The organism is Streptomyces sp. NPDC002130, from assembly GCF_040296465.1.
Lineage (GTDB): Bacteria > Actinomycetota > Actinomycetes > Streptomycetales > Streptomycetaceae > Streptomyces.
Genome location: NZ_JBEOXI010000098.1, coordinates 1 through 20,977, shown reverse-complemented (window position 1 = coordinate 20,977; position 20,977 = coordinate 1). Strand labels below are relative to the sequence as shown.

General features: G+C 72.8%; 22 protein-coding genes and 1 pseudogene. 7 read left to right on the top strand and 16 right to left on the bottom strand.

Annotated elements, in window-relative coordinates; genetic code table 11:
- Positions 1-6: 6 nt before the first annotated feature.
- Both ABT116_RS19965 and ABT116_RS19960 read right to left on the bottom strand, forming a co-directional pair.
- Positions 7-834 (bottom strand): class I SAM-dependent methyltransferase, encoded by an 828-nt coding sequence (locus ABT116_RS19965; RefSeq protein WP_351635384.1) that lies wholly within the window; start codon positions 832-834, stop codon positions 7-9.
- Positions 835-903: 69 nt separating this feature from the next.
- A complete protein-coding gene (locus ABT116_RS19960) occupies positions 904-1,302 on the bottom strand; it encodes a nuclear transport factor 2 family protein (RefSeq protein ID WP_351635381.1) in 399 nt (132 codons plus the stop codon).
- A 69-nt stretch (positions 1,303-1,371) separates the two neighbouring features.
- On the opposite strand from ABT116_RS19960, the gene ABT116_RS19955 reads away from it, so the two are divergent.
- Both ABT116_RS19955 and ABT116_RS19950 read left to right on the top strand, forming a co-directional pair.
- On the top strand, positions 1,372-1,974 hold the full coding sequence (locus tag ABT116_RS19955) for a PadR family transcriptional regulator (RefSeq protein ID WP_351635378.1): 603 nt from the start codon (positions 1,372-1,374) through the stop codon (positions 1,972-1,974).
- Positions 1,975-1,978: 4 nt separating this feature from the next.
- Positions 1,979-2,722: a class I SAM-dependent methyltransferase gene (locus ABT116_RS19950; protein ID WP_351635374.1), complete on the top strand. Its 744-nt coding sequence runs from the start codon at positions 1,979-1,981 to the stop codon at positions 2,720-2,722.
- Positions 2,723-2,729: 7 nt separating this feature from the next.
- Here ABT116_RS19950 and ABT116_RS19945 read toward each other — a convergent pair whose 3' ends face one another.
- From ABT116_RS19945 to ABT116_RS19910, 8 genes and pseudogenes are all read right to left on the bottom strand, one after another.
- The gene (locus tag ABT116_RS19945) at positions 2,730-3,551 is read right to left on the bottom strand and encodes an alpha/beta fold hydrolase (protein WP_351635371.1); all 822 of its coding nucleotides are present in this window, start codon (positions 3,549-3,551) and stop codon (positions 2,730-2,732) included.
- A gap of 55 nt (positions 3,552-3,606) precedes the next feature.
- Positions 3,607-4,416: a GntR family transcriptional regulator gene (locus ABT116_RS19940; protein WP_351635369.1), complete on the bottom strand. Its 810-nt coding sequence runs from the start codon at positions 4,414-4,416 to the stop codon at positions 3,607-3,609.
- 130 nt (positions 4,417-4,546) lie between these two features.
- Positions 4,547-5,714 (bottom strand): annotated as a pseudogene (locus tag ABT116_RS19935) (serine hydrolase domain-containing protein).
- Positions 5,715-5,825: 111 nt separating this feature from the next.
- Positions 5,826-6,794 (bottom strand): acetylxylan esterase, encoded by a 969-nt coding sequence (locus ABT116_RS19930; protein WP_351635366.1) that lies wholly within the window; start codon positions 6,792-6,794, stop codon positions 5,826-5,828.
- A gap of 113 nt (positions 6,795-6,907) precedes the next feature.
- Positions 6,908-7,489 (bottom strand): Rv1733c family protein, encoded by a 582-nt coding sequence (locus tag ABT116_RS19925; RefSeq protein ID WP_351635364.1) that lies wholly within the window; start codon positions 7,487-7,489, stop codon positions 6,908-6,910.
- Between the two features lie 212 nt (positions 7,490-7,701).
- Positions 7,702-8,457, bottom strand: coding sequence for a ferredoxin reductase (locus ABT116_RS19920; protein ID WP_351635361.1), 756 nt, complete (start codon positions 8,455-8,457; stop codon positions 7,702-7,704).
- On the bottom strand, positions 8,450-9,055 hold the full coding sequence (locus tag ABT116_RS19915; RefSeq protein WP_351635358.1) for a sulfite oxidase-like oxidoreductase: 606 nt from the start codon (positions 9,053-9,055) through the stop codon (positions 8,450-8,452). The genes ABT116_RS19920 and ABT116_RS19915 overlap by 8 nt, the downstream gene beginning before the upstream one ends.
- An 88-nt stretch (positions 9,056-9,143) precedes the next feature.
- Positions 9,144-9,542, bottom strand: coding sequence for a MarR family winged helix-turn-helix transcriptional regulator (locus ABT116_RS19910; RefSeq protein WP_502983902.1), 399 nt, complete (start codon positions 9,540-9,542; stop codon positions 9,144-9,146).
- A gap of 309 nt (positions 9,543-9,851) precedes the next feature.
- Between ABT116_RS19910 and ABT116_RS19905 the strand changes: the two genes are divergently transcribed.
- Positions 9,852-10,655 (top strand): putative protein N(5)-glutamine methyltransferase, encoded by an 804-nt coding sequence (locus ABT116_RS19905; protein WP_351635353.1) that lies wholly within the window; start codon positions 9,852-9,854, stop codon positions 10,653-10,655.
- Positions 10,656-10,661: 6 nt separating this feature from the next.
- Here ABT116_RS19905 and ABT116_RS19900 read toward each other — a convergent pair whose 3' ends face one another.
- Positions 10,662-12,740 (bottom strand): SpoIIE family protein phosphatase, encoded by a 2,079-nt coding sequence (locus tag ABT116_RS19900; protein WP_351635350.1) that lies wholly within the window; start codon positions 12,738-12,740, stop codon positions 10,662-10,664.
- A 250-nt stretch (positions 12,741-12,990) separates the two neighbouring features.
- On the opposite strand from ABT116_RS19900, the gene ABT116_RS19895 reads away from it, so the two are divergent.
- From ABT116_RS19895 to ABT116_RS19885, 3 genes are all read left to right on the top strand, one after another.
- Positions 12,991-13,359, top strand: coding sequence for a hypothetical protein (locus ABT116_RS19895; RefSeq protein ID WP_351635401.1), 369 nt, complete (start codon positions 12,991-12,993; stop codon positions 13,357-13,359).
- Between the two features lie 267 nt (positions 13,360-13,626).
- Complete coding sequence (locus ABT116_RS19890) at positions 13,627-15,642, top strand: FAD-dependent oxidoreductase (RefSeq protein ID WP_351635347.1); 2,016 nt, start codon at positions 13,627-13,629, stop codon at positions 15,640-15,642.
- 28 nt (positions 15,643-15,670) lie between these two features.
- A complete protein-coding gene (locus ABT116_RS19885; RefSeq protein WP_351635344.1) occupies positions 15,671-16,282 on the top strand; it encodes a PadR family transcriptional regulator in 612 nt (203 codons plus the stop codon).
- Positions 16,283-16,377: 95 nt separating this feature from the next.
- Here the strand turns inward: ABT116_RS19885 and ABT116_RS19880 are convergent, their stop codons facing one another.
- Entirely contained in the window at positions 16,378-16,917 is a 540-nt protein-coding gene (locus ABT116_RS19880; protein ID WP_351635342.1) for a hypothetical protein, read from the bottom strand.
- Positions 16,918-17,087: 170 nt separating this feature from the next.
- Positions 17,088-18,068: a fibronectin type III domain-containing protein gene (locus ABT116_RS19875; protein ID WP_351635339.1), complete on the bottom strand. Its 981-nt coding sequence runs from the start codon at positions 18,066-18,068 to the stop codon at positions 17,088-17,090.
- A gap of 419 nt (positions 18,069-18,487) precedes the next feature.
- On the opposite strand from ABT116_RS19875, the gene ABT116_RS19870 reads away from it, so the two are divergent.
- The gene (locus tag ABT116_RS19870; RefSeq protein WP_351635336.1) at positions 18,488-19,186 is read left to right on the top strand and encodes a glycoside hydrolase family 75 protein; all 699 of its coding nucleotides are present in this window, start codon (positions 18,488-18,490) and stop codon (positions 19,184-19,186) included.
- A 76-nt stretch (positions 19,187-19,262) separates the two neighbouring features.
- Here ABT116_RS19870 and ABT116_RS19865 read toward each other — a convergent pair whose 3' ends face one another.
- The 3 genes from ABT116_RS19865 to ABT116_RS19855 all read right to left on the bottom strand — a co-directional run.
- On the bottom strand, positions 19,263-19,673 hold the full coding sequence (locus ABT116_RS19865) for a PTS-dependent dihydroxyacetone kinase phosphotransferase subunit DhaM (RefSeq protein ID WP_351635334.1): 411 nt from the start codon (positions 19,671-19,673) through the stop codon (positions 19,263-19,265).
- The gene (gene dhaL, locus ABT116_RS19860) at positions 19,666-20,265 is read right to left on the bottom strand and encodes a dihydroxyacetone kinase subunit DhaL (RefSeq protein WP_351635333.1); all 600 of its coding nucleotides are present in this window, start codon (positions 20,263-20,265) and stop codon (positions 19,666-19,668) included. Before dhaL ends, ABT116_RS19865 begins: the two co-directional genes overlap by 8 nt.
- 49 nt (positions 20,266-20,314) lie before the next feature.
- The coding region (locus tag ABT116_RS19855) for a dihydroxyacetone kinase subunit DhaK (protein WP_351635330.1) at positions 20,315-20,977 on the bottom strand (663 nt) is incomplete at its 5' end.

Here is a 20,977-nt window from a genome sequence, read left to right as displayed (position 1 = left end):
GTTACCTCAACGGGTGGCCAGCAGCCCGAACAGCAACGGAATCCGCGGCTCGGGCAGCCGCCACCAGCCGGACCCCGTGCGGACCATCTGCGGCCAGCGCGGCCAGGGAAGCTCGTCGCCCTCCCGCAGGCGCCGCACGGCGAGTCCCGCATGTGTCAACGCGTTCACGACCTCGCCCATTCCGTGCATCCACTCGTAACTGTCCGTGGCGTCTTCGACGGCCGGACCGTCCGTGTAGGTGTGGGTCCCGTCGCGGTGCACCGGGCCGGCGCCGCCCAGGTAGTCGTGGCGCAGCAACAGCTCGGGCCCCTCGCCCGGAGCGGGCTTCGGTCCGAGCGAGTTGAGCAGGGGGTGGAACTCGACGACGTACAACAGGCCGCCGGGACGCAGGAGTCGGGCGATGATTCCCGCCCACCGGTCCAGGTCGGGGAGGTAGCACAGGGCGCCCTTGCCGGTGTAGACGACGTCGAACCGCCGCCCGTCCAGGGCTTCGACGGCGTCGTACACGTTCGCCCGGACGTACGTCACGTCCGTGCCGGCCTTCGCCGCGATGTCCTGGGCGGCAGCCACCGACGCCCCGGAGAAGTCGAGGCCGACGGCCCGGGCGCCGCGCCGGGCGAAGGCGATCGTCTCCGTACCGAGGTGACATTGCAGATGCAGCACGTCACGCCCGGCGAGCTCGCCGAGGTCCTCCCACTCGAACGGGGCGAACCAGCGCTCGGGTTCGAGGTCCTGGTCGAGACCGTAGAAGCGGCTGGCGAGATGGACGGGCGTGCGGGCGTCCCAGTTCGCCCGGTTGGCCCTCATCAGCCGGTCGTGCTCGACGGACGTCATGAGGACATGAAACCGCGAACCGGCCGCGGGCGCCGGGAGAACGCGGGAACGGAACTCAGGGCGTGTCGCTCAGACCGAGCGGGCCCGTGCCTCCTCGGCGATCCGCTCGAACTGCTCGCCCATGGCCGCCGCGAGCGCCTGGGCCGCCGACAACGGGCGCACCATCACCGTGAATTCGTCGATGAGGCCGTCGTCGTCGACATGGATGAAGTCGCAGCCGCTGATCTCCCGGTCGCCCACGCGCGCGGCGAAGACCAGGGCGTGGTCGCGGCCGTTCACGTCGTTGATCTCGCGCACGTAGCGGAAGTCCTGGAACACCTCGGAGACGGCACGCAGGATCGCCGCCGTGATCGCCTTGCCGGCGTAGGGCTTGAACACGACGGGGCTGGTGAAGACGACGTCGGGCGCCAGCAGCGCCTCGGCGGCGTCGAGGTCGAGCTTCTCGATCGCCTCACGGAATGCACGCATGGAACCCGCCTTAGTCAATTTGTTGAGTAGGTGCGGAGTAGAATAATCACCCGTTGATACGGTGTCCACATGTCTCTCAAGTACGCCGTTCTGGCGGCCCTCCTGGAGGGCGAGGCCTCGGGGTACGAGCTGTCCAAGGTGTTCGACGTCTCGCTGGCCAACTTCTGGGCCTCGACCCCGCAGCAGCTCTACCGGGAACTGGAGCGCCTCGCGCAGGACGGACTGATCGAGGCCAGAGTGGTGCGCCAGGAACGGCGGCCCGACAAGCGCATGTTCACGCTGACCGAAGCCGGCCGGCAGGACCTGGGCACGTTCGCCGCCACGCCGCCCCGCCGGCCCACCACCATCCGCGACGAACTCCTCATCAAAATCCAGGCCATGGACGGCGTGGACCCAGGTGCGACGCGTGCGCTGGTCGAGGAGCGCGAGGCGTGGGCCCGCGGCAAGCTCGCCCGCTACCGGCGCGTGCGCGAGCGCCTCCTGGCCGGCCGCAGCGAGGAGGAGTACCTCAGGGAGGCCGACCGCGTCGGCCCGTACCTCACCCTGATGGGAGGCATCGGCTTCGAGGAGGAGAACATCCGCTGGTGCGAGCGCGTACTGGCCGTACTGAAGCGGCGGGGTCCCCTGGAGGGGGCTTCTGACACTTCTCCGCGGCGTCGCCCCCTAGGCTGAGCCGATGTTCAGCCCCGAAGGCCCCAGTGTGCGCGAGCTCGCCGTCCAGGCGCTGTCGTCCGTCGAGCGCGGCTACGACCTCCTCGCGCCGAAGTTCGACCACACGCCGTTCCGGACACCCGACGCGATCCTCGACGCCGTGGGCTCGGCCCTGCGGTCGGCCGGGCCCTTCGACTCCGGACTCGACCTGTGCTGCGGTACGGGAGCGGGCGTCGGTGTGCTGGCAGGGGTGTGCCGGGAGAGGGTCACCGGCGTCGATTTCAGCGCGGGCATGCTCGACGTCGCACGCGAGCAGGCCGGGCCGACGGGCCCGCCGGTCTCCTGGGTCCGGGCCGACGCCCGCGCCCTGCCCTTCACGCCAGCCTTCGACCTGGTGGTGAGCTTCGGGGCTTTCGGGCACTTCCTGCCCCGCGAACTGCCCGGGCTGTTCGCGCAGGTCCGCTCCGTCCTGCGACCGGGCGGCTGTTTCGCCTTCCCGCTGGTCGCCCCGCCCCGCCCGGGCTCGCTCGGCTACTGGGCGCTGCTCGGCTTCGACGCCGTGATGCGGGTGCGCAACGCTCTCTGGCGGCCTCCGTTCGTCATGTACTACCGCGCGTTCCGCCTCGGGGACGTACGGCGCGAACTCACCGAGGCCGGCTTCCGGGTGGAGCTCCACGCGCTCCCGGAGTTCGGGCGGCGGCCGGACGGCAGTCCCCGGGTCCGGCTCGTCATGGCCCGGCTGCCGGACCGGCCCCGGCGTCCGCTGTAGACCCTCGTCAGCCGCGCAGGAAGTTCAGCAGATCGTCGTTGAAGGCCTTCTCGAAGTCACCGACCAGGCCGTGCGGCGCGCCCGGATACACCTTCAGCGTGGCGTCCTTGACGAGCTGGGAGGTCCGGTGGGCCGAGGCGGCGATGGGCACGATCTGGTCGTCGTCCCCGTGCGCGACGAGCGTCGGCACGTCGATGCGCCCGAGGTCCTCGGTGAAGTCGGTCTCCGAGAACTGCGCGACGCAGTCGTAGGCGCCCTTCAGCCCGGCCTGCATGCTCCACATCCAGAACGCCCGCCGCACGCCCTCCGACACGGCGGCGCCGGGCCGGTTGAAGCCGTAGAAGCTCTCGCTCAGCTCCCGGTAGAACTGCGAGCGGTCCGCCGCGACGCCGGCCCGGATCCCGTCGAAGGCCTCCCTCGGTGTGCCCTCCGGATTGGCCTCCGTCCGCAGCATCAGCGGCGGCACCGCACCCAGCAGCACGACCTTGGCGACCCGCGCGGTCCCGTGCCGTCCGATGTAACGGGCCACCTCGCCGCCGCCGGTCGAATGGCCCACCAGGACCGCGTCGTGGAGGTCCAGCGCCTCGATCAGCTCGGCCAGGTCGTCGGCGTACCGGTCCATGTGGTTGCCCTGCCAGGGCTGGCCCGAGCGGCCGTGCCCGCGGCGGTCGTGCGCGATCGCCCGGAACCCGTGCTCGGCGACCAGCCGGGCCTGCCCGTCCCACGCGTCCGCGTTGAGGGGCCAGCCATGGCTGAACACCACGGGCTGCCCCTCGCCCCAGTCCTTGTAGTACAGCTCGGTTCCGTCGGAGGTCGTGAAGGTGGTCATGGGGGATCCTCTCGGGAGTCGCCTGGGGAAGCCGTGCCGTCTTCGATGATCTCCGTCATCTCCGGGAACCGGCGGCGGCAGTCCGCCGAACGGGTGGCCGGTGGCTGCCCGTCGCGGCCTGCACTGCCCGGCCCGGCAGCGTGAACTCGTATACCAGTGCGTCGCGTTGAGCGTCCACCACGAGATCGGTGATCTCCAGCGGGCGCGCGTACTGGTCGTGCACCCGCCGGGTGACCCGTACCGACGGGGTGCTCGCGAGAGGCGTGATGGCATCCCGGTGGTGCAGGGTCAGACCGGCCCGGCGCATCCAGTCGTAGGTCCGCCGCAGCTGGGCGGCGGCGGTGCCGTCGGCGCGGTCGCGGTAGCGGGCCAGTTCCTCCACCTCCGCGAGCGCCACGGCGGAGAACGAGGTCACGGCGGTCCGCAGGCCCTGCCCGTCGGCGGTCGCGTACCGGTAGCGGTGGACCAAGGTCGGGCGGCCGGGGGCCAGCTCCAGGGCCTCGGCGTGGTCCGCCGGGGGCGCCTCCCAGGTGACCGTGGCGTGGGTGACGCCGCCCGGGGCCGCCGCCCGGGCCCCGACCGGGAAGGTGAGCGACGCCGGGGTCTCGACCGGCAGACCGGGCAGGGTGGCGTGGCTGCCGCGCCGGTCGGTGGTGACGAGCCCGTCGCGGCGCAGCAGCTCCAGGGCCTGTCGTACGGTCTCCCGGCTGACCCCGTAGTGGTCGGCCAAGCACCGTTCCCCGGGCAGCCGTTCACCGGGCGGGACGGTGCCGTCGCGCAGTTCGCCGAGCAACTCCGTCGCGATCCGCCGGTACAGCGGTTCTCCCTCGGCCGGCGGGTGGTCGTGCGGGGTGGTGCGGGTCATGCCGCCCCTCCTGTTGGTGACGTGCGGTAGCCGTGCGGGCTCGGTGCGCCACCAGATCTAGCATTGGTCTAAACCAGCTGGGAAGGGCGGCCGGGCGGTTCGGCCGAAACCGGTCCGCCCGCGCCCGCCTTCACAGCGCCTCGTACAGGGCGTCGACCAGGGCCGTCTTCCGGGGGTCGTTGGCGATACGGGGGCCCCATCCGGTTCATCACGTAGCCCAGGGACACCCCCGCCTCGGGGTCGGCGAGCCCGCAGGAGCCGCCGAAGCCGTCGTGTCCGAAAGCGCGCGGGTTGGGGCCGTACGAGTTGTCCGGCCCGCTGAGCCAGAGCCCGAGCCCGACTTCCGTCTCGTGCTCGAACCCGGCGCCGAGCACCAGGTCCCGGCAGCTGCCCTGTCCCTCGCGTACCCGCTCGGCCGCCTCGGGGGACAGGATGCGACGCCCCCCGAAGGAACCGCGTCCCGCGAAGACGCCGTACAGCGCGGCGACCGCACGCGCGGTGCCGTGCCCGTTCGCCGCGGGGATCTCGGCGGCCCGCCACCCGGGGGTGTCGGCCTCCGCGGCGGACACTGCCGGATTGGTCAGTGCGGCGATCGCAGCGGGCGTCAACTGGGCGAACACCGCCGCTTGTTCACCGCCCGCCGTGACGACCGGCGGGATGAGCTCGGCCACCCGGCCCGCGTCCTGCTCCGGCAGGCCGATACGGAAGTCGATGCCGAGCGGGCCGGTCACCTCGCGCTCCAGGAAGGCCCCCGGTCGCAGCCCCGACACCCGCCGTACGACCTCGCCGACCAGATGGCCGTAGGTCAGCGCGTGATAGCCGGACCGGGTGCCCGGTTCCCACCAGGGCTCGGTCGCCGCGAGCCGCTGCGTGGTGAGCTCCCAGTCGCAGAGCTGCTCCAGCGAGTGCGGCTCACGCAGACCGGCCAGACCGGCGCGGTGCGACAGCAGATGCCGGACGAGGACCTTCTCCTTGCCCGCTGCGGCGAACTCGGGCCAGTACAGGGCCACCGGCGCGTCCAGGTCGAGCAGACCGCGATCGGCGAGGATGTGCGCACACAGCGCCACCGGCCCCTTGGAGGTGGACCACACGTTGACCAGGGTGTCCCGCTCCCACGGCCGGGAGCGCGCCGCGTCGGCCCAGCCGCCCCACAGATCCACCACGGTCCGGCCGCCGACGGTGACGGCCACCGCGGCGCCCAGTTCGCCGCGCTCCCGGAAGTTCTCCTCGAACGCACTGCGCACCGCCGTGAACGCCGTGTCGCAGTGACCCTGCACCTGTGACCCGATCTCGGACATGAACCCCTCCGCCGACCGCCCCGGACCCGGACCGCCGCGTCGCGGCCCGGGCGCGATGAACGTACCGACTGGTCGGACCGAGCGGAAGCCCGGCGGGGGTGAACGGCCGGATCAGATGTACGACCGCATCCAGCGCAGCTTGGCCGCCTGCTGGAAGGGCCCGCCGCCCTCGTGGTCGTTGAAGTCGTAGACCTCGATCGCCTTGTCCTCGTGGCCCCAGGCGTTGAAGGCCGCGAAGACGGTCGAGGGCGGGCAGGTCTGGTCCTCCAGGGCGGCCGAGAAGAGCGCCGGTGCCCTGCCGCGGGCGGCGAAATGCACGCCGTCGAAGTAGGACACCGTGCGCAGGGCGTCCTCCGTGCGGCCACGGTGGGTCTTGAGGTAGAGGCCGATCTCCCGGTACGGGTGCCGGTCCGTGATCGTCGCCGCGCGCGGGAAGTCGCACAGGAACGGCACGTCCGGCGCGATGCCCGCCAGGTCCGGGACCAGGCCGCCGACCGCGATCGTGATGCCGCCGCCCTGGCTGGAACCGACGGCCACCGTGCGCGCCGGGTCGGTGAGGGGGTGGGAGCGGGCCGCCTCCACGGCACGCACCGCGTCCGTGTAGACCCGGCGGTAGTAGTAGTTCTCCGGGGCGTCGATGCCGCGCGTCATGAAGCCGGGGTAAGCGGGCGCCCCGCCCACCGGGTCCGCCGTACCGCCGCCCCCGCCCCAGGCGCTGCCCTGCCCGCGGGTGTCCATCACGAAGTGCGCCCGGCCCGAGGACGCCCACAGCAGGTGCTCGTGCGGGAGCCCGCGCCCGCCGCCGTAACCGATGAACTCCACCACGAGCGGCAGCGGGCCGTCCGCGCCGGCCGGGAGCGTCAGCCAGCCCTTGACCGGGTGACCGCCGAAGCCCGCGAACGTCACGTCGAACACCTGCACCGTGGTCAGGCCCGTGTCGACCGGTTCGAAGCGGGCGTCCAGGTCGTGCAGACGTGCCTCCTGGAGGGTCTTGGACCAGAAGGCGTCGAAGTCCTCGGGCTCGGTGGCCGCGCTGCGGTACTCGCGGAGCTCGTCGAGCGGAAGGTCGAACAGGGCCATGCAGGACCGCCTTGAGTGAGAAGCAGCTACAGGGGCAGTGCGGATGATCACACTACGTGCGTGGTCGCGGCACTGGCCAGGCGTTTGTTCGGATCTCCCGAAGCCCCGCGCCTTCACGCGTTGCGATGCGTCCACTCCGGTTCGACACGGGCCCACGCCCGGTCCCACTCCGCCATCCGGCGACGCAGCGCCACCCGGCGCACGAGGAAGTGACCGAAGAGCACCACGGCCACCACACCGCCCGTGGCGCACGCGCCCATGGTGAGGGTGTGCTGCCAGACCGCCGTGTCGTCCACCGGCGGCAGCACACTGCGTCCCTGGCCGTCGAACCAGACGTCCACCCTCTCGCCGCGCCGGGCGTCCGCCGGGACCCGGGCCGACGCGGTGCGGGTTGCTCCGCCCGGCTCCGTCCAGCGCACGGTGGCCCGGTACGCGCGCTGCCCGCCGGCCCGCACCGACGAAAGCGAGTCGTTCCCGTCGACCACCTCGGCCCGGACCCGATGCCGCTCGGCCCGCTGCTCCACCGACAGCGACCGCGCCTCGCCATGGGCCCACCGGGCGGCGGCCGCCCCGGCCAGCGGCGCGCCCACGAGGACGAGGACGGCGACCACCAGCACCGTCCACGCTTCGACGACATCCGACCGGCGCCGCAGCGGACTGCGCCGTTGGCGCCACACGTGCATCGGGGTGCGCATGTCCACCTCCTCGCCGTCACCGCAGGGACGGCCGGACCGGCCGTACGGTGCGCCGCCGCTCCCGCGCCTCACGTCACGCATGCGCGTGCGCTCACGCGGGGGGTACCCCCTCCGGCACCCATCGATCGCACCACGGCCGTACCGGCAGCAGGAGCGGCCTGCCGCAACCCTCCGGGCTGGGTGCCCGGCGCGAGCGGGGCGAAACACCCGGCTCAGCCGAAGCGCTCGATGCGGATCCGGTCCACCGGCTGACCTGCCGTCACCAGCAGGCGCGAGGCGTGCTCGGCGAACGAGTTGGAGCCGCACACATAGGCCTCCCACCCACCGGGAGGCTGGTCGGCCAGGAGCGGCGCCACATGTGCGGCCGCCATACGTCCGACCGCCACACCCGCCGGCGCGCTCCGGGTGAAAACGGCGGTGGTCTCCGCACCCAACTCCCGGGCGTAGACGAGCTCCTCGGGGCTGCGCGCGGACACCACCAGCCGCAGCGGCACGGTCAGGTTCCGTGCCCGGTGGTGCCGGATCATCGACATCAGCGGGACGACGCCGGAGCCTGCGCCGACGAGCAGCGCGGGCCGGTCGCCCGGCCAGGCGAAGAAGCCGCTCACCGGGCCCCGCACCTCGACCCGGTCGCCGGGCCGGGCGACGGTGTGGAACCAGCCCGACACCTCGCCGCCCTCGACGTGATCCAGGGTCAGCTCGACCTGCCCGGAGTGGTCCGGCGCGGACGCGATCGAGTAGTGCCGCTGGGCGGTGTAGCCGTCCTCGGCGGTCAGCCGCACCATCAGGTGCTGGCCGGGCAGATGCCCGGGCCAGCCCGGCACGGTGAGCCGGAAGGTGGACACGCGCGGGGTCTCGCGGCGGATCTCGGTGAGGGTGGCGGTCTGCCACTCGGACGCGGCCTGCTCGTTCACGGCGATGCGCCCGGGCACGGCGAACCGGCTGGGCGGCACGAACGTCTCAGTCACCGGAGTACCTCTGCTCCTCCCAGGGGTTGCCCCGCTCGTGATAGCCGTTGCGCTCCCAGAAGCCCGGCTCGTCGTGGTCGAGGATCCGAAGACCCGCGATCCACTTGGCGCTCTTCCAGAAGTACAGGTGCGGCACCAGCAGTCGCGCCGGGCCGCCGTGCTCGGGGGCGAGCGGCTGTCCGTCGTACTCCCAGGCGATCCAGGCGCGCCCGCCGGTCAGGTCGGCGAGCGGGAGGTTGGCGGTGTAGCCGGTGTGCGAGTAGGCGACGGCATGGGTGGCCGACTCATGGGGCCGGACCACATCCAGGAACGCGTCCAGGGACACGCCCGCGAACCGCACCCCGAACTTCGACCAGCTCGTCACGCAGTGGATGGCACCCTCGTACGCCGACGGCGGCAGCCGGTGCGCCGCCTCCCAGTCCCAGGTGCGGGGCTCGGCCACCAGCCCGTCGACGCGGAAGGTCCAGTCGGCGGCCGCCAGCTCGGGAGTGACCTCGGCCGACAGGACGGGCCAGTCGTCGCCGGCGTCGTACTGGCCGGGCGGCAGGCCGGGGTCGGCGACGCGTGGGCGTCCGGTGAAGCCTCGGGTGATGTGCATGCGGTGGTGCCTCCGGGCCGGTCCGGCGGCGCCCCGCCGGACCCGGTGTGCTCAGTCTTTGCGTACTCAACCGTACGTGCCGGGTGTCCTAGTCCTGCCGACCGGGACCGGGCGACGCGTTGTAACGCACGAGGTAGTCCGCGAACTGGCTCAGGTCCTCCGCGGGCCAGTCGGCCAGACGCTCCCGGAAGGCCGCGCGGCGGCTCTCGGTGACCTGGGCCAGGATGTGCCGCCCGGCCTCGGTCAGGTGCAGCACCTGGACGCGCTGGTCCGCCGCGTCGGGGCGGCGCTCGATGAGTCCGGCGCGCTCCAGCCCCGCCACCTGGCGGCTCACGGTGGACTTGTCCAGCGCGTAGTGGACGGCCAGGTCGGTGGCCCGGCACCCGCCGCTCTCCTCCAGATGCCCGAGCAGCGTGTACGACACCAGCGACAGCTCGGGGTGCATCCGGCCCGCCGCGGCCCTGGCGCGGCGGGCGAAGGCCGTCATCTCCCGCTGGATGGTCTCCACGGCGTCTGCGCTGTGCACGGGCCCTCCCTCACCACGGTGCTCTCGGCTCCTTCCATGGTTGCACAACCCAACCACCTGGCCGGGTGCCGTCACGAGGGCCGCACGGGGCGGTGGGCCCGTCGGGTAGGGTTGCCGTCCGGCCGGTCAGGACCCGGCCGTCGCAAGCCCAGGAGGTGAGACCCATTACCGCTGTGTCAGCTCGGGTGCTCTCCTGCCGATGTCGCGCGGATCGCCGGTCGTAGGCGATCGCCGGAGCGCCCTTCGGTTCCCGAAAGGCTCTGGGCTTCCATGCCGTCTGTGTCCGCTGTCCCCCCTTCCGCACCGTCCTCCCGTGACCGCGTCGTCCTCGCCCTGCGCGCCGCGGGCTGTGTCTTCGCCGAGGACGAGGCCGAGTTGATCCTCTCCGCCGCCCGCACCCCGGCCGAGGCCGCCGCCATGCTCGAGCGCCGCGTCGCGGGCCTGCCGCTCGAACTCGTCGTCGGCTGGGCCGAGTTCCGGGGCCTGCGCATCGCCGTCGCCCCGGGAGTCTTCGTGCCGCGCCGACGCACCGAGTTCCTGGTGGAGCAGGCCTTGGAGCGGGCGTCCGGTGCCGCCGTCGTCGTGGACCTGTGCTGCGGCTCGGGCGCCGTGGGAGCGGCGCTGGCCGCCGCGCTCGGCCCCGTCGAACTGCACGCCGCCGACATCGACCCGGCCGCCGTGCGATGCGCCCGCGGCAACATCGCCGCCGCCGGCGGTCATGTCCACGAGGGCGACCTGTTCGAGGCGCTGCCCCTCGCGCTGCGGGGCCGCGTCGGCATCCTCGCGGCCAACGTGCCGTACGTGCCGAGCGACGAGATCGGGCTGCTGCCGCAGGAGGCCCGGGACCACGAGCCGCTGGTCGCCCTCGACGGCGGCACGGACGGCCTCGACGTCCTGCGCCGGGTCGCGGCGGAGGCGCCCCGCTGGCTCGCCCCCGGCGGCTGCGTCCTGGTGGAGACGAGCCGGCACCAGGCACCGGCCGCCGTCGAGGCCTTCGAGCGCAACGGCCTCACGACCCACCTGGCCGTGTCGGAGGAGCTGTACGCCCACGTGGTGATCGGCGTCGGACCGTAGGGCCTCTCAGTCCGGTGCGGTCGCCCGTGCGATGAGCAGGGCCACGTCGTCGAAGTTGTCCGGCTCGTGCAGCGTGCGCAGCAGCAGGTCGCAGACGTCCTCCAGCGGCAGGTCGGGCCCGTCGAGCAGGGACAGCAGTGTCTCGAGCCGTTCGTCGATCGGGTCGCGCCGGGTCTCGACGAGACCGTCGGTGTAGAACACCAGCCGGTCCCCGGGCCCCAGTTCGACGGTGGTCGTGGAGAAGGCGACACCGCCCACCCCGAGCGGCACCCCGGTCGGCAGACCGAGCAGCTCCGGCGGCCGCCCGGCCCGGACCCGCACCGGCGGCAGGTGCCCGGCGTTGGCGATCCGGCATTGCCGCAGATGCGGGTCGTGGACGGCGTAGACACAGGTGGCGATGGCCTGTTCGAGACCCGCGGTGATCTTGTCCAGGTGCTCCAGGAGCACGTTCGGATCGAGGCCGAGCGAGGTGAGGGTGTGGGTCGCCGTGCGCAGCCGCCCCATCGCCGCCGCCGCGGGGATGCCGCTGCCCATGACATCGCCCACGACGAGCGCCGTCCGGCCGCCGTCCAGCGGGATGACGTCGAACCAGTCGCCCCCCACTTCGCTCGTGGCCCCGGCCGGCTGGTAGCGGGATGCGACCTCCAGCCCGCCCGTGACCGGCGGATGGCTGGGCAGCAGACTGCGCTGCAGGGTGAGAGCGGTCTCGCGGGCGCCCTGGTACCAGCGGGCGTTGTCGATCTGCACGGCGGCCCGGGCGGCCAGCTCGCGCGCCAGCAGCAGGTCGTCCTCGCTGAACGGCAGCGGATTGCGGGTGCGCTTGAGGTCCAGGGCCCCCAGCACCTCGCCGCGCGCGATCAGCGGTACCGCCAGATACGAGTGCACCCCGGCCCGGCCCAGCAGCTCGGCCGCCTCCGGGGAACGGGCGATGTGCACCAGGTCCTCGTCCTTGACCTCCGGCAGCATCACCGGGCTCGCCGTGCGCACGCAGCGGGTGACGAGCCGGTCCGGCGCGTACCGGGCGACCTGCCCGGGAGTGTCGGCCGCCTCCAGCGCCTCCGCGGAGTCGTACCCCTGGACCGCCAGCGCGCGGATCACGGCCGACTCGGCGGGGCCCAGGCTGGTGCGCCGCCCCTGCACCACCGCGTCCAGCAGGTCGACGGCCGCGATGTCGGCGAGTTCCGGCACGGCCACGTCGGCCAGCTCGCGGGCCGTGCGGTCCAGGTCCAGCGTGGTGCCGATCCGTCCTGAGGCGTCGGCGATCAGGGCCAGGCGCCGGCGCGCCGCCTCGGCCTCGATGCCCGCCCGGTACTGCTCGGTGACGTCGACGATCGAGACGGCCACGCCCAGCACGGTCCCGAAGGCGTTCTCCAGCCGGTACAGCGAGACCGACCAGGCGTGGTCCTGGTGCGGATCGGCCGGGGTGCGGCCGATCGTGGACTGGTCGACGACCGGCGTGCCCGTCTCCAGCACCCGGCGCGTGGCGGTCTCCAGGGCGTCCACGTCCATCCGGGGCACCACCTCGCGGGGGGTGCGGCCCAGGTGCTCCGCGGCCGGTACGCCGTTGATCTCCTCCAGCGCCTTGTTCACCGAGACGTACCGCAGCTCGGTGTCCAGCACGGCCAGCCCGATCGGGGACTGCGCGATCATCCGAGTCGACAGCGCCACCTCGCGCTCCAGGCGGCGCACGGTCCTCTGGTCGGCGCACAGCCCCAGCGCGTAGACGTCGCCCTGATCGTCGAGCAGCCGCATGTTGCGGAACTCCACGAGCCGGGTGCCGCCGTCCTTGCGGCGGATCGGGAAGGCTCCCGCCCAGCTCTGACCGGTGCCCATGACGTCGGCGAACAACTTGACCACGAGGTCGACGTGCTCTTCGTGGACCATGATCCGGGCGGCGTACTGTCCGAGCGCCTCCTGGGCGTCGTACCCGAACAGCTCCTCCGCCTGCGGGCTCCACAGCACGATGCGGCCCTCGGCGTCCAGGACCACCGAGGCCACGCGCAGCACGTCCAGCAGCCCGCTCGGGCGCGCCGATTCGCGCACCGGACCGTCGCCTGCGGATTCGGGAGACCCGGCTGCACTCATCCCACGCCCCGCCTTCGCCGTCCTCGCGGCACGCCGTCGTGTGCCGACACCCCATGTTCTACCGCGCGGAGCCGTCCCTCGAAGGCCCCTTCCGTCACCTTCCACCATCTCCCGACACGGCGCCGACCGCCCCGCAAAACCGTCACCGGGAGAACGGCACCGCCGGTAGTGCTCGCCGGAAGGTGGTGCTTTGCTGGGGTAGGGGCGGATACGGCAGCCGGTGGCCTCGAGAGGAGCGATCCCGATGGCGATGAACCACGAGCGACCGCACCCCCACTCCGTCTCGGTGGAGATCAGCGGGTGCAGCAAGCACGACGCCCGGATCGTGTTCGACGCACTGTGCTCCTGCTTCGAGTCCGACCGGTGTGCCGACGACGTGCCCGAGGAACTGCACGAGACCCGCCCGACCGTGTGGCTCGGCACCTTCGACGTCGCCGACGAGCACGAAGGCTCGCGGCCGGTTCACCTGTCGTCCTCCGTCGAGGCCGACCTGCACGGCGGCTACTGGGCGGTCGAACGCTTCCGTACGACCCTGGACTCGCTGTTCGACGTGCACGATCTCAGCACGGTCTCCGGCGACCAGGAGAAGGAACTGCACGTGCGTCTGCGGAGCCGCTGACCGGCTCCGGCCTCCTCACCTCCGCGGGCAGTACGGCAGCCCGTGGCCGGAGGGCCTCGTCCAGGTCCGCCGGCACGGTCCGTGGTCGTCCAGCCATGCCCGGCTCGGGCGGCGGATCAGCTCGCCCGCGAGGTCCACCACGGCGGACAGCGGCCCAAGGTCCCTGGCATGGCCCTACTGTGCCCTCCATCACCTTATGCAACTAGTTGCATAAACCGTCGGTAGTCCTCTACAACTACAGGCACGACACCGCGCACGGAGGGCCCGATGAGCCGTTACCCGCACCTGCTGACCCCCCTCGACCTGGGCTTCACGGCCCTGCCCAACCGGGTCCTCATGGGCTCCATGCACGTCGGCCTGGAGGAGGCCGAGGGCGGCTTCGCGCGCATGGCCGCCTTCTACGCCGCCCGCGCCCGCGGGGGAGTGGGCCTGATCGTCACCGGCGGCATCGCCCCCAACGACGAGGGACGGCCCTACGAGGGCGGCGCCAAGCTCACCACCGAGGCGGAGGCCGAGCAGCACCGGGTCATCACGGACGCCGTGCACCGCGAGGGCGGGCGGATCGCGATGCAGATCCTGCACTTCGGCCGGTACGCCTACCACCAGGACCTCGTCGCGCCGAGCCCGGTCCAGGCGCCGATCAGCCCCTTCCCGCCCCGCGAGCTGACCGACGCCGACATCGAGCGGACGATCGACGACTACGCCCGCGCCGCCCGCCTCGCCCGGCAGGCCGGCTACGACGGCGTCGAGATCATGGGCTCCGAGGGCTACCTCATCAACGAGTTCATCGCGCAGCAGACCAACCACCGCACCGACGGATGGGGCGGCTCGTACGAGAACCGCATGCGCTTCCCGCTGGAGATCGTGCGCCGGGTGCGCGAGGCGGTCGGCGAGGACTTCATCGTCATCTACCGGCTGTCGATGCTCGACCTGGTCCCGGGCGGCTCGACGCTCGACGAGGTCATCACCCTCGCCAAGGCCGTCGAGGCCGCCGGGGCGACGATCATCAACACCGGCATCGGATGGCACGAGGCCCGCATCCCCACCATCGCGACCTCCGTGCCGCGCGGCGCGTACACCTGGGTGACCAAGCGGCTCATGGGCGAGGTGTCCGTCCCGCTCGTCACCACCAACCGCATCAACACCCCCGAACTCGCCGAGGAACTGCTCGCCGAGGGTGCCGCCGACATGGTGTCGATGGCCCGCCCGATGCTCGCCGACCCCGACTTCGTCACCAAGGCCGCCGCCGGCCGCCCCGAGGCGATCAACACCTGCATCGGCTGCAACCAGGCCTGCCTCGACCACACCTTCAGCGGCCTGATCACCTCCTGCCTGGTCAACCCGCGCGCCTGCCACGAGACCGAGCTGGTGCTCTCCCCGACCCGGCTGCGCAAGCGCGTCGCGGTCGTCGGCGCCGGCCCGGCCGGTCTCGCCTGCGCGGTCTCCGCCGCCGAGCGCGGGCACGACGTGACGCTGTTCGACGCGGCGAGCGAGATCGGCGGCCAGCTCAACGTCGCCCGCAAGGTCCCGGGCAAGCAGGAGTTCGACGAGACGCTCCGCTACTTCCGCACCCAGCTCGACTGGCACGGCGTCGACATCCGGCTGAACACCCCCGTCACGGTCGCGGACGTCGACGGCTACGACGAGGTCGTCGTCGCCACCGGCGTCACTCCGCGCACCCCCGAGATCCCCGGAGTCGACCACCCGAGCGTCGTCGGCTACCTCGACGTCCTGCGCGACGGCGTCCCCGTCGGCGACCGGGTCGCGATCCTCGGCGCGGGCGGCATCGGCTTCGACGTCGCCGAGTTCCTCACCGACGGCGGCGACAAGGCCCACGAGGACCCGGCGACGTACTTCCGCCAGTGGGGCGTCGACATGGACTACAGGGGCCCCGGAGGCCTCGCCGCCCCCGAGCGGCCCGCCCCGCCGCGCACCGTCCACCTGCTCCAGCGCAAGACCTCCAAGGTCGGCGCCGGCCTCGGCAAGACCACCGGCTGGATCCACCGCACCGAGCTCAAGCACCGCGGCGTCACCATGGTCCCGGGCGTGCGGTACGACCGGATCGACGACGCCGGACTGCACATCACCGTCGGCGAGGAGAGCACGGTCCTTCAGGTCGACACGATCGTGCTGTGCACGGGCCAGGAGCCGCGCCGCGGCCTGTACGAGGAGCTGCTCGCCGCCGGGCGCAGCACGCACCTCATCGGCGGTGCCGACGTGGCCGCCGAGCTGGACGCCAAGCGCGCCATCAAGCAGGGCACGGAGCTGGCAGCCGCCCTGTAGTGCGGATACGCGTCCCTAGGATGAGGCCATGTCACTCCCGCACGCGATCCTGACCGCCCTGCTCGAGAAGCCGTCGTCGGGCCTGGAGCTGACCCGCCGCTTCGACCGGTCGATCGGCTACTTCTGGTCGGCGACGCACCAGCAGATCTATCGCGAGCTCGGGAAACTGGAGGCCGACGGCCTCATCAGGGCCCTGCCGTCCGAGCAGCCGGCCCGCGGGCAGAAGAAGAGCTACGAGGTCCTGTCCGCGGGCCGCGCCGAACTGGCCCGCTGGACCTCCGCCTCCCAGGACCCCAAGCCGCACCGCGACGCGCTGTTGCTGCGGCTGAGGGCGGCGGCCGTGGTGGGCACGGCGGGCCTGGAGGCCGATCTGCGGCGCCATCTGGAGCTGCACGAGCGGCAGCTGACGGAGTACGAGGAGATCGAGCAGCGCGACTTCCCGCCCGGCCGGGGCGGCACCGAGGACCGGCTGCGGCATCTCGTGCTGCGGGCCGGCATCGACCTGGAGACCTTCTGGACCCAGTGGCTCAGGCGCGCCCTGGCGGACGTCGCCGAACTCCCGGACGGCGAACCCGCTGATCATGCTCGACCCCAAACCGGGCAGGCCACCGGCCAAACCCGCTCCGCCGACCTCACCTGACGGCCCCGCCGGACGCGCGAGCGCCCCGGACACGACATGACGGCGGCCCGCCCGCCCGGAGCGCTTCGGGGGAGCGGGCCGCCGTCCGCACCGGGTCAGAGCCGGTACGGCTTGTTGCGCCGGCGCAGGTACCAGGCCGTCCCGATGAGGCCGGCCCCGACCAGCGTGCCGCCCGCCACCAGCGTGACGGTCCCGTAGTCCTTCGTGCCGCCGCCGGCCCCGCCCATCACCCCGCGGGACGGCGAGACCGAGGGAGACGCGGACCGCGTGGGGGAGGGGGCGATGGAGACCACGACGGACTGCGTGCCCGCGGTCGTGCCGTCCGAGCAGACGACGATGACCGTGTACGTGCCCGGGGAGACGTTCGACCAGGCCGCCGACTGACTCGTGGACGTCCCCGACAGCGTGACCTGGCGGCCCTGGGCGAAGCTGCCCTGACTGCTGGTGAGGAGCGAGGCCGTGCCCCAGCTGCCGGTGATCTGGGTGCACGAGCTGGTCGTGACCGACACCGTCGACCCCGTGGTGCTCACGGAGATACCCGGGCCCGCGACGGCGGGCACCGCGGCCAGGGCGAGGGGCAGCGCGGCGACTGCCACGGTCAGGCCGGAGCGGAGAACTGACGATGAGTTGCGCATGTGGACTGCCCTCCGGCGGCACGGTCGGCGGTACATCCCTTGCGCCGCCGAGGGTCGGGGTACGCCCGTGCTGCCTCGGGGCCAGCCAAAGCGCCCCCGGCCACGGCCGCACTCCGAGAGCCCCCGTGCAGGTGACGTGTTCCTCCTCCCGGCCGATGCCGCGGAGTGCGTCAGGGCCCCGTCGTCACCACGCGCTCCGCCGAGAGACCTCCCCACGTGCCGTCCGGCAGCATCGCCCTGATGCGGACCCGGTGGGTGACACCCGCTCTCCGCCCCACGTAGAAGCTGTACGTGGCCCGGTCCCGCGGGGCGCTGCCGCCGAACACGAGGGACGTGGCGGACCGGCCGTCGAGCTGGATCCGGTACTCGGTGACCTCACCGTCCACGCGGGGCGGCACCCAGCTCAGGTCCAGGTGGTACGCCCCGTCCGCACGGTGGCTCGTCACCCGGAAGCCGGTGGGGGCGGTGGCCCGCCCGTCGTCGGTGCCCGGGGTGGTGAGGCGGACGGTGGGTGTGGCGGGGGAGACGTTGCCGGCCGCGTCCCGGGCCCGGACGCTGAACGCGTAGCGCGTGCCCGGCCGCAGCCCCGTGAGCACGGTGGCCGTCCGGCCTCCGCCCACACTGTGGATCTTCGTGCCTCCCTGGTGGATGTCGTACGACACCACACCCCGGTCGTCCGTCGAGGCGGACCAGGACAGCTGGACCGCCCGGCTTCCCACCGCCCGGCCGTGGGGCGCCGACGGGCGGGTCGGCGCGGAGCGGTCGTCCGCCACGGCCGCGGGCGTCCTCGCCCGCACCCGGCGGCTGGGCGGCCCGAGCCGCCCATCGACGCCCCGCGCCCGTACGGAGAAGAGGTACAGCGTGGAGGGCCGGAGTCTGGTGACATCCACCATGTGCTGCGAACCCGGCACTTCCTTGACCTTGGTGGTGCCGCGATACACCTCGTAGACAGCGGCCCGGTCGGTCGTGTTCCACATGACGTGCACGCTCGTCGCGCTGCCCGGCGCGGCGGTGACACCCGTGGGTGCACCGGGCACAAGGCCGCCGTCCCCCTCCCGCGCCCCGGCCGGGCCGCAGGAGACGACCAGCGCGAGGGTTCCGCAGAGCGCCAGGTGTCGGAGAAGGGGTGAGGGGGTGGAACGTCCTCGCACGACACTGCCTCCGTGGGGTGGTCGGCCGGCCGGTGGACGGTAATGGTCCGGACCAATATGACGCCGTTGGCGGGACCGCATCAAGAGGGCATCCGGCCGAACAGGGATGTTCCGGCCGGGAGGGGGCTCACACCGGCCGTGCGTGACACCCGGGAGCCTTACGCATGCTGAAGGCCTCACGGTCGAACTCCGGTCCAGCAAGAAGGAGTTCGGCCCTGTCGCGCGGACCGCCGTCGTCGCAGAACCCGTGCCGGACCGGGTGGCCGGGCGGCCGGAGTCTTACGCGGGCTCAGGCTCCCGGCCCCTCTCGGGGGTTGAGGACATGCGCCGTCCGGCTCCTCAGCGGTGGCCGGGTGATCATCGCGGGGAACAGATTGGGCTGAGTGCCCGTCAGGTCCCCCATGAGAGGCTCCCGTATCGTGCGTGTTCAGTCGCTCACCCTGGCCGCGGCCAGCGCCGCCCTGCTCGCCCCGACGACACCCCCCGCCGCCCACCCCCAGCCCACGGTATGGCGCGAGAGCACGGTGAGCGCCACCGACCTGCTCGCCGGGGTCCGCGACTGCACTCCCGTCTCCCGGGGCCGCTACCGCAGTGACTACGGCGCACCCGCGAACATCCCCGTCTGCGGCACCCGCGACGTCGTGTTCTGGAAGGCCGACATGGACATCGACTGCGACGGCCGGCCCGGACCCCGCTGCAATGTCCGCACCGACCCGTACTTCGCCGCGAGCACGGCCTACCCCCAGTCGGACGGCCGCCCGTTGAGCGCCGAACGCCTGCCCTTCATCGTCGTACCCGCGCCGAGCCGCCGCTGGGACTACCGGGACCACGGCATCGGCGGCGGTTCGGTGGTGGCCGTCGTGTACCGCGACCGCGTGCGGTACGCGGTCGTCGGCGACGCCGGCCCGCAGGGCATCATCGGAGAGGCGTCCTACGCGACCGCCAAGGCCCTCGGCATCCGCGCCCATCCGCACGGCGGCGGAGCACCTTCCGGCGTCACCTACATCGTCTTCAAGAACACCAAGGTGTCGCCCATCGAGGACCACGCCGCCGCCGTGACGGAGGGGGAGCGGGTGGCGAGGAGGTTCGCCACCGGAAGCCGTGTGGACGGGGACTGAGCGGCTGACGGCACCTCACCAGCACGCCTGCGGCCGGGCACACCGCCGCTCCGGCGTGCCCGGCCGCATCCGTCGCTCACACCTTCCGGTAGGTGTACGCCTCCGTGGCGGCCGCCTCCACCGCCGTCAGGTCCGCCCCGGTGGACGCCGTGACGACCGCGGCCACGGCTCCCTCCACGAAGGGGGCGTCCACCAGGCGGGTCCGCTCGGGGAGTTCGTCGCCCTCCGCCAGCAGTGCCTTCACCGTGAGCACCGCGCTGCCCAGATCGGTCAGGACGGCGACTCCGGCACCGCGATCGACGGACGCGGCCGCCGCGGCGATCAGTTCGGAGCTGGTGCCGAGCCCACCGCCCTCGGTACCGCCCGCCGGAGCGACGGGTACCGCCGGGCCGCCGCCCGCGAGCCCCTTCGCCAGCTCGGCGACCGACGCGGCCACCTCCGCGCTGTGCGACACCAGCACGATTCCCACCAGCTGCTCGTCACTCACCGGCGGCCTCCGCGAGTCCGGCGATCAGCAGCGCCGACGACGTGGCGCCCGGGTCCTGGTGGCCGATGCTGCGCTCGCCCACATAGCTCGCCCGGCCCTTGCGCGCCTGCAGGGGCGTCGTCGCCACCGCGCCCTCCTCCGCTGCGGTCCGGGCCGCGGCGAACGACTCGCCGAGCGCGTCCACCGCGGGCACCAGGGCGTCGATCATGGTCTTGTCGCCCGGGGCGGCGCCGCCGAGCGTCATGACCGCGTCCACCCCGGCCCGCAAGGCCTCGGCCAGCTGCTCCGCACTGACCTCTTCGGCATCGCCCAACGCCTTGCCGGTACGGCGCAGCAGCGTCCCGTACAGCGGCCCCGACGCGCCGCCCACCGTCGAGATCAGCTGGCGTCCGGCCAGGGTCAGAACCCCGCCGGGCGTGCCGGGGGCCTCCTTCTCCAGGACCGTCACGACGGCCGTGAACCCGCGCTGGAGGTTGCTGCCGTGGTCGGCGTCCCCGATGGGGGAGTCGAGGGCGGTGAGCCGTTCCGCCTCGCGGTCGACGGACGCGGCGGTCGCCGTCATCCAACGGCGGAAGAAGTCGGCGTCGAGCACTGGATCTCCTTGCCTGGTAGGTACGTGGTGATCCTCTACCCCCTGTGGGTCACACGCCCCAGCGCAGGCCCGGGGTCTTGACCGGCGCGTCGTACAGCCGCAGCAGCTCCTCGTCGACCTGGCACAGGGTGAGCGAGGCGCCCGCCATGTCCAGGGAGGTGACGTAGTTGCCCACGAGGACGCGGGCCACGGGGACGCCGCGCTGGGCGAGCACCCGGTGCACCTCGGCGTTGAAGCCGTACAGCTCCAGCAGCGGTGTCGCGCCCATGCCGTTGACCAGGACCAGCACCGGGTTGCGCGGCTGGAGGTCCTCCACCACCGCCTCGACGGCGGCCTCGGCGATCTCGCCGGAGGTCATCATGGCGCGCCGCTCCCGGCCGGGTTCGCCGTGGATGCCGATGCCCAACTCCAGCTCGCCGGGGGGCAGATCGAAGGTGGGGCTGCCCTTGGCCGGGGTGCTGCAGGCGCTCAGCGCGATCCCGAAGCTGCGGGAGCTCTCGTTCACCTGCCGGGCGATGGCCTCGACCCGCTCCAGAGGCATCCCCTCGGCTGCGGCGGCGCCCGCGATCTTCTCCACGAACAGGGTCGCGCCAGTACCGCGACGGCCCGCCGTGTACAGACTGTCCGTCACCGCCACGTCATCGTTGACCAGCACCTTCGCGACCTGGATGCCCTCGTCCTCGGCCATCTCGGCGGCCATGTCGAAGTTGAG

Excerpts from the sequence above, each read along its gene's own strand:
- ABT116_RS19960 (WP_351635381.1), bottom strand. The coding sequence starts at position 1,302 with ATGCGTGCATTCCGTGAGGCGATCGAGAAGCTCGACCTCGACGCCGCC.
- ABT116_RS19955 (WP_351635378.1), top strand. The coding sequence starts at position 1,372 with ATGTCTCTCAAGTACGCCGTTCTGGCGGCCCTCCTGGAGGGCGAGGCC.
- ABT116_RS19895 (WP_351635401.1), top strand. The coding sequence starts at position 12,991 with ATGAACCACGAGCGACCGCACCCCCACTCCGTCTCGGTGGAGATCAGC.
- ABT116_RS19890 (WP_351635347.1), top strand. The coding sequence starts at position 13,627 with ATGAGCCGTTACCCGCACCTGCTGACCCCCCTCGACCTGGGCTTCACG.
- ABT116_RS19880 (WP_351635342.1), bottom strand. The coding sequence starts at position 16,917 with ATGCGCAACTCATCGTCAGTTCTCCGCTCCGGCCTGACCGTGGCAGTC.
- ABT116_RS19915 (WP_351635358.1), bottom strand. The coding sequence starts at position 9,055 with ATGCACATCACCCGAGGCTTCACCGGACGCCCACGCGTCGCCGACCCC.
- ABT116_RS19965 (WP_351635384.1), bottom strand. The coding sequence starts at position 834 with ATGACGTCCGTCGAGCACGACCGGCTGATGAGGGCCAACCGGGCGAAC.
- ABT116_RS19940 (WP_351635369.1), bottom strand. The coding sequence starts at position 4,416 with ATGACCCGCACCACCCCGCACGACCACCCGCCGGCCGAGGGAGAACCG.
- ABT116_RS19885 (WP_351635344.1), top strand. The coding sequence starts at position 15,671 with ATGTCACTCCCGCACGCGATCCTGACCGCCCTGCTCGAGAAGCCGTCG.
- ABT116_RS19910 (WP_502983902.1), bottom strand. The coding sequence starts at position 9,542 with ATGACGGCCTTCGCCCGCCGCGCCAGGGCCGCGGCGGGCCGGATGCAC.
- ABT116_RS19900 (WP_351635350.1), bottom strand. The coding sequence starts at position 12,740 with ATGAGTGCAGCCGGGTCTCCCGAATCCGCAGGCGACGGTCCGGTGCGC.
- ABT116_RS19925 (WP_351635364.1), bottom strand. The coding sequence starts at position 7,489 with ATGCGCACCCCGATGCACGTGTGGCGCCAACGGCGCAGTCCGCTGCGG.
- ABT116_RS19930 (WP_351635366.1), bottom strand. The coding sequence starts at position 6,794 with ATGGCCCTGTTCGACCTTCCGCTCGACGAGCTCCGCGAGTACCGCAGC.
- ABT116_RS19945 (WP_351635371.1), bottom strand. The coding sequence starts at position 3,551 with ATGACCACCTTCACGACCTCCGACGGAACCGAGCTGTACTACAAGGAC.
- ABT116_RS19905 (WP_351635353.1), top strand. The coding sequence starts at position 9,852 with ATGCCGTCTGTGTCCGCTGTCCCCCCTTCCGCACCGTCCTCCCGTGAC.
- ABT116_RS19950 (WP_351635374.1), top strand. The coding sequence starts at position 1,979 with ATGTTCAGCCCCGAAGGCCCCAGTGTGCGCGAGCTCGCCGTCCAGGCG.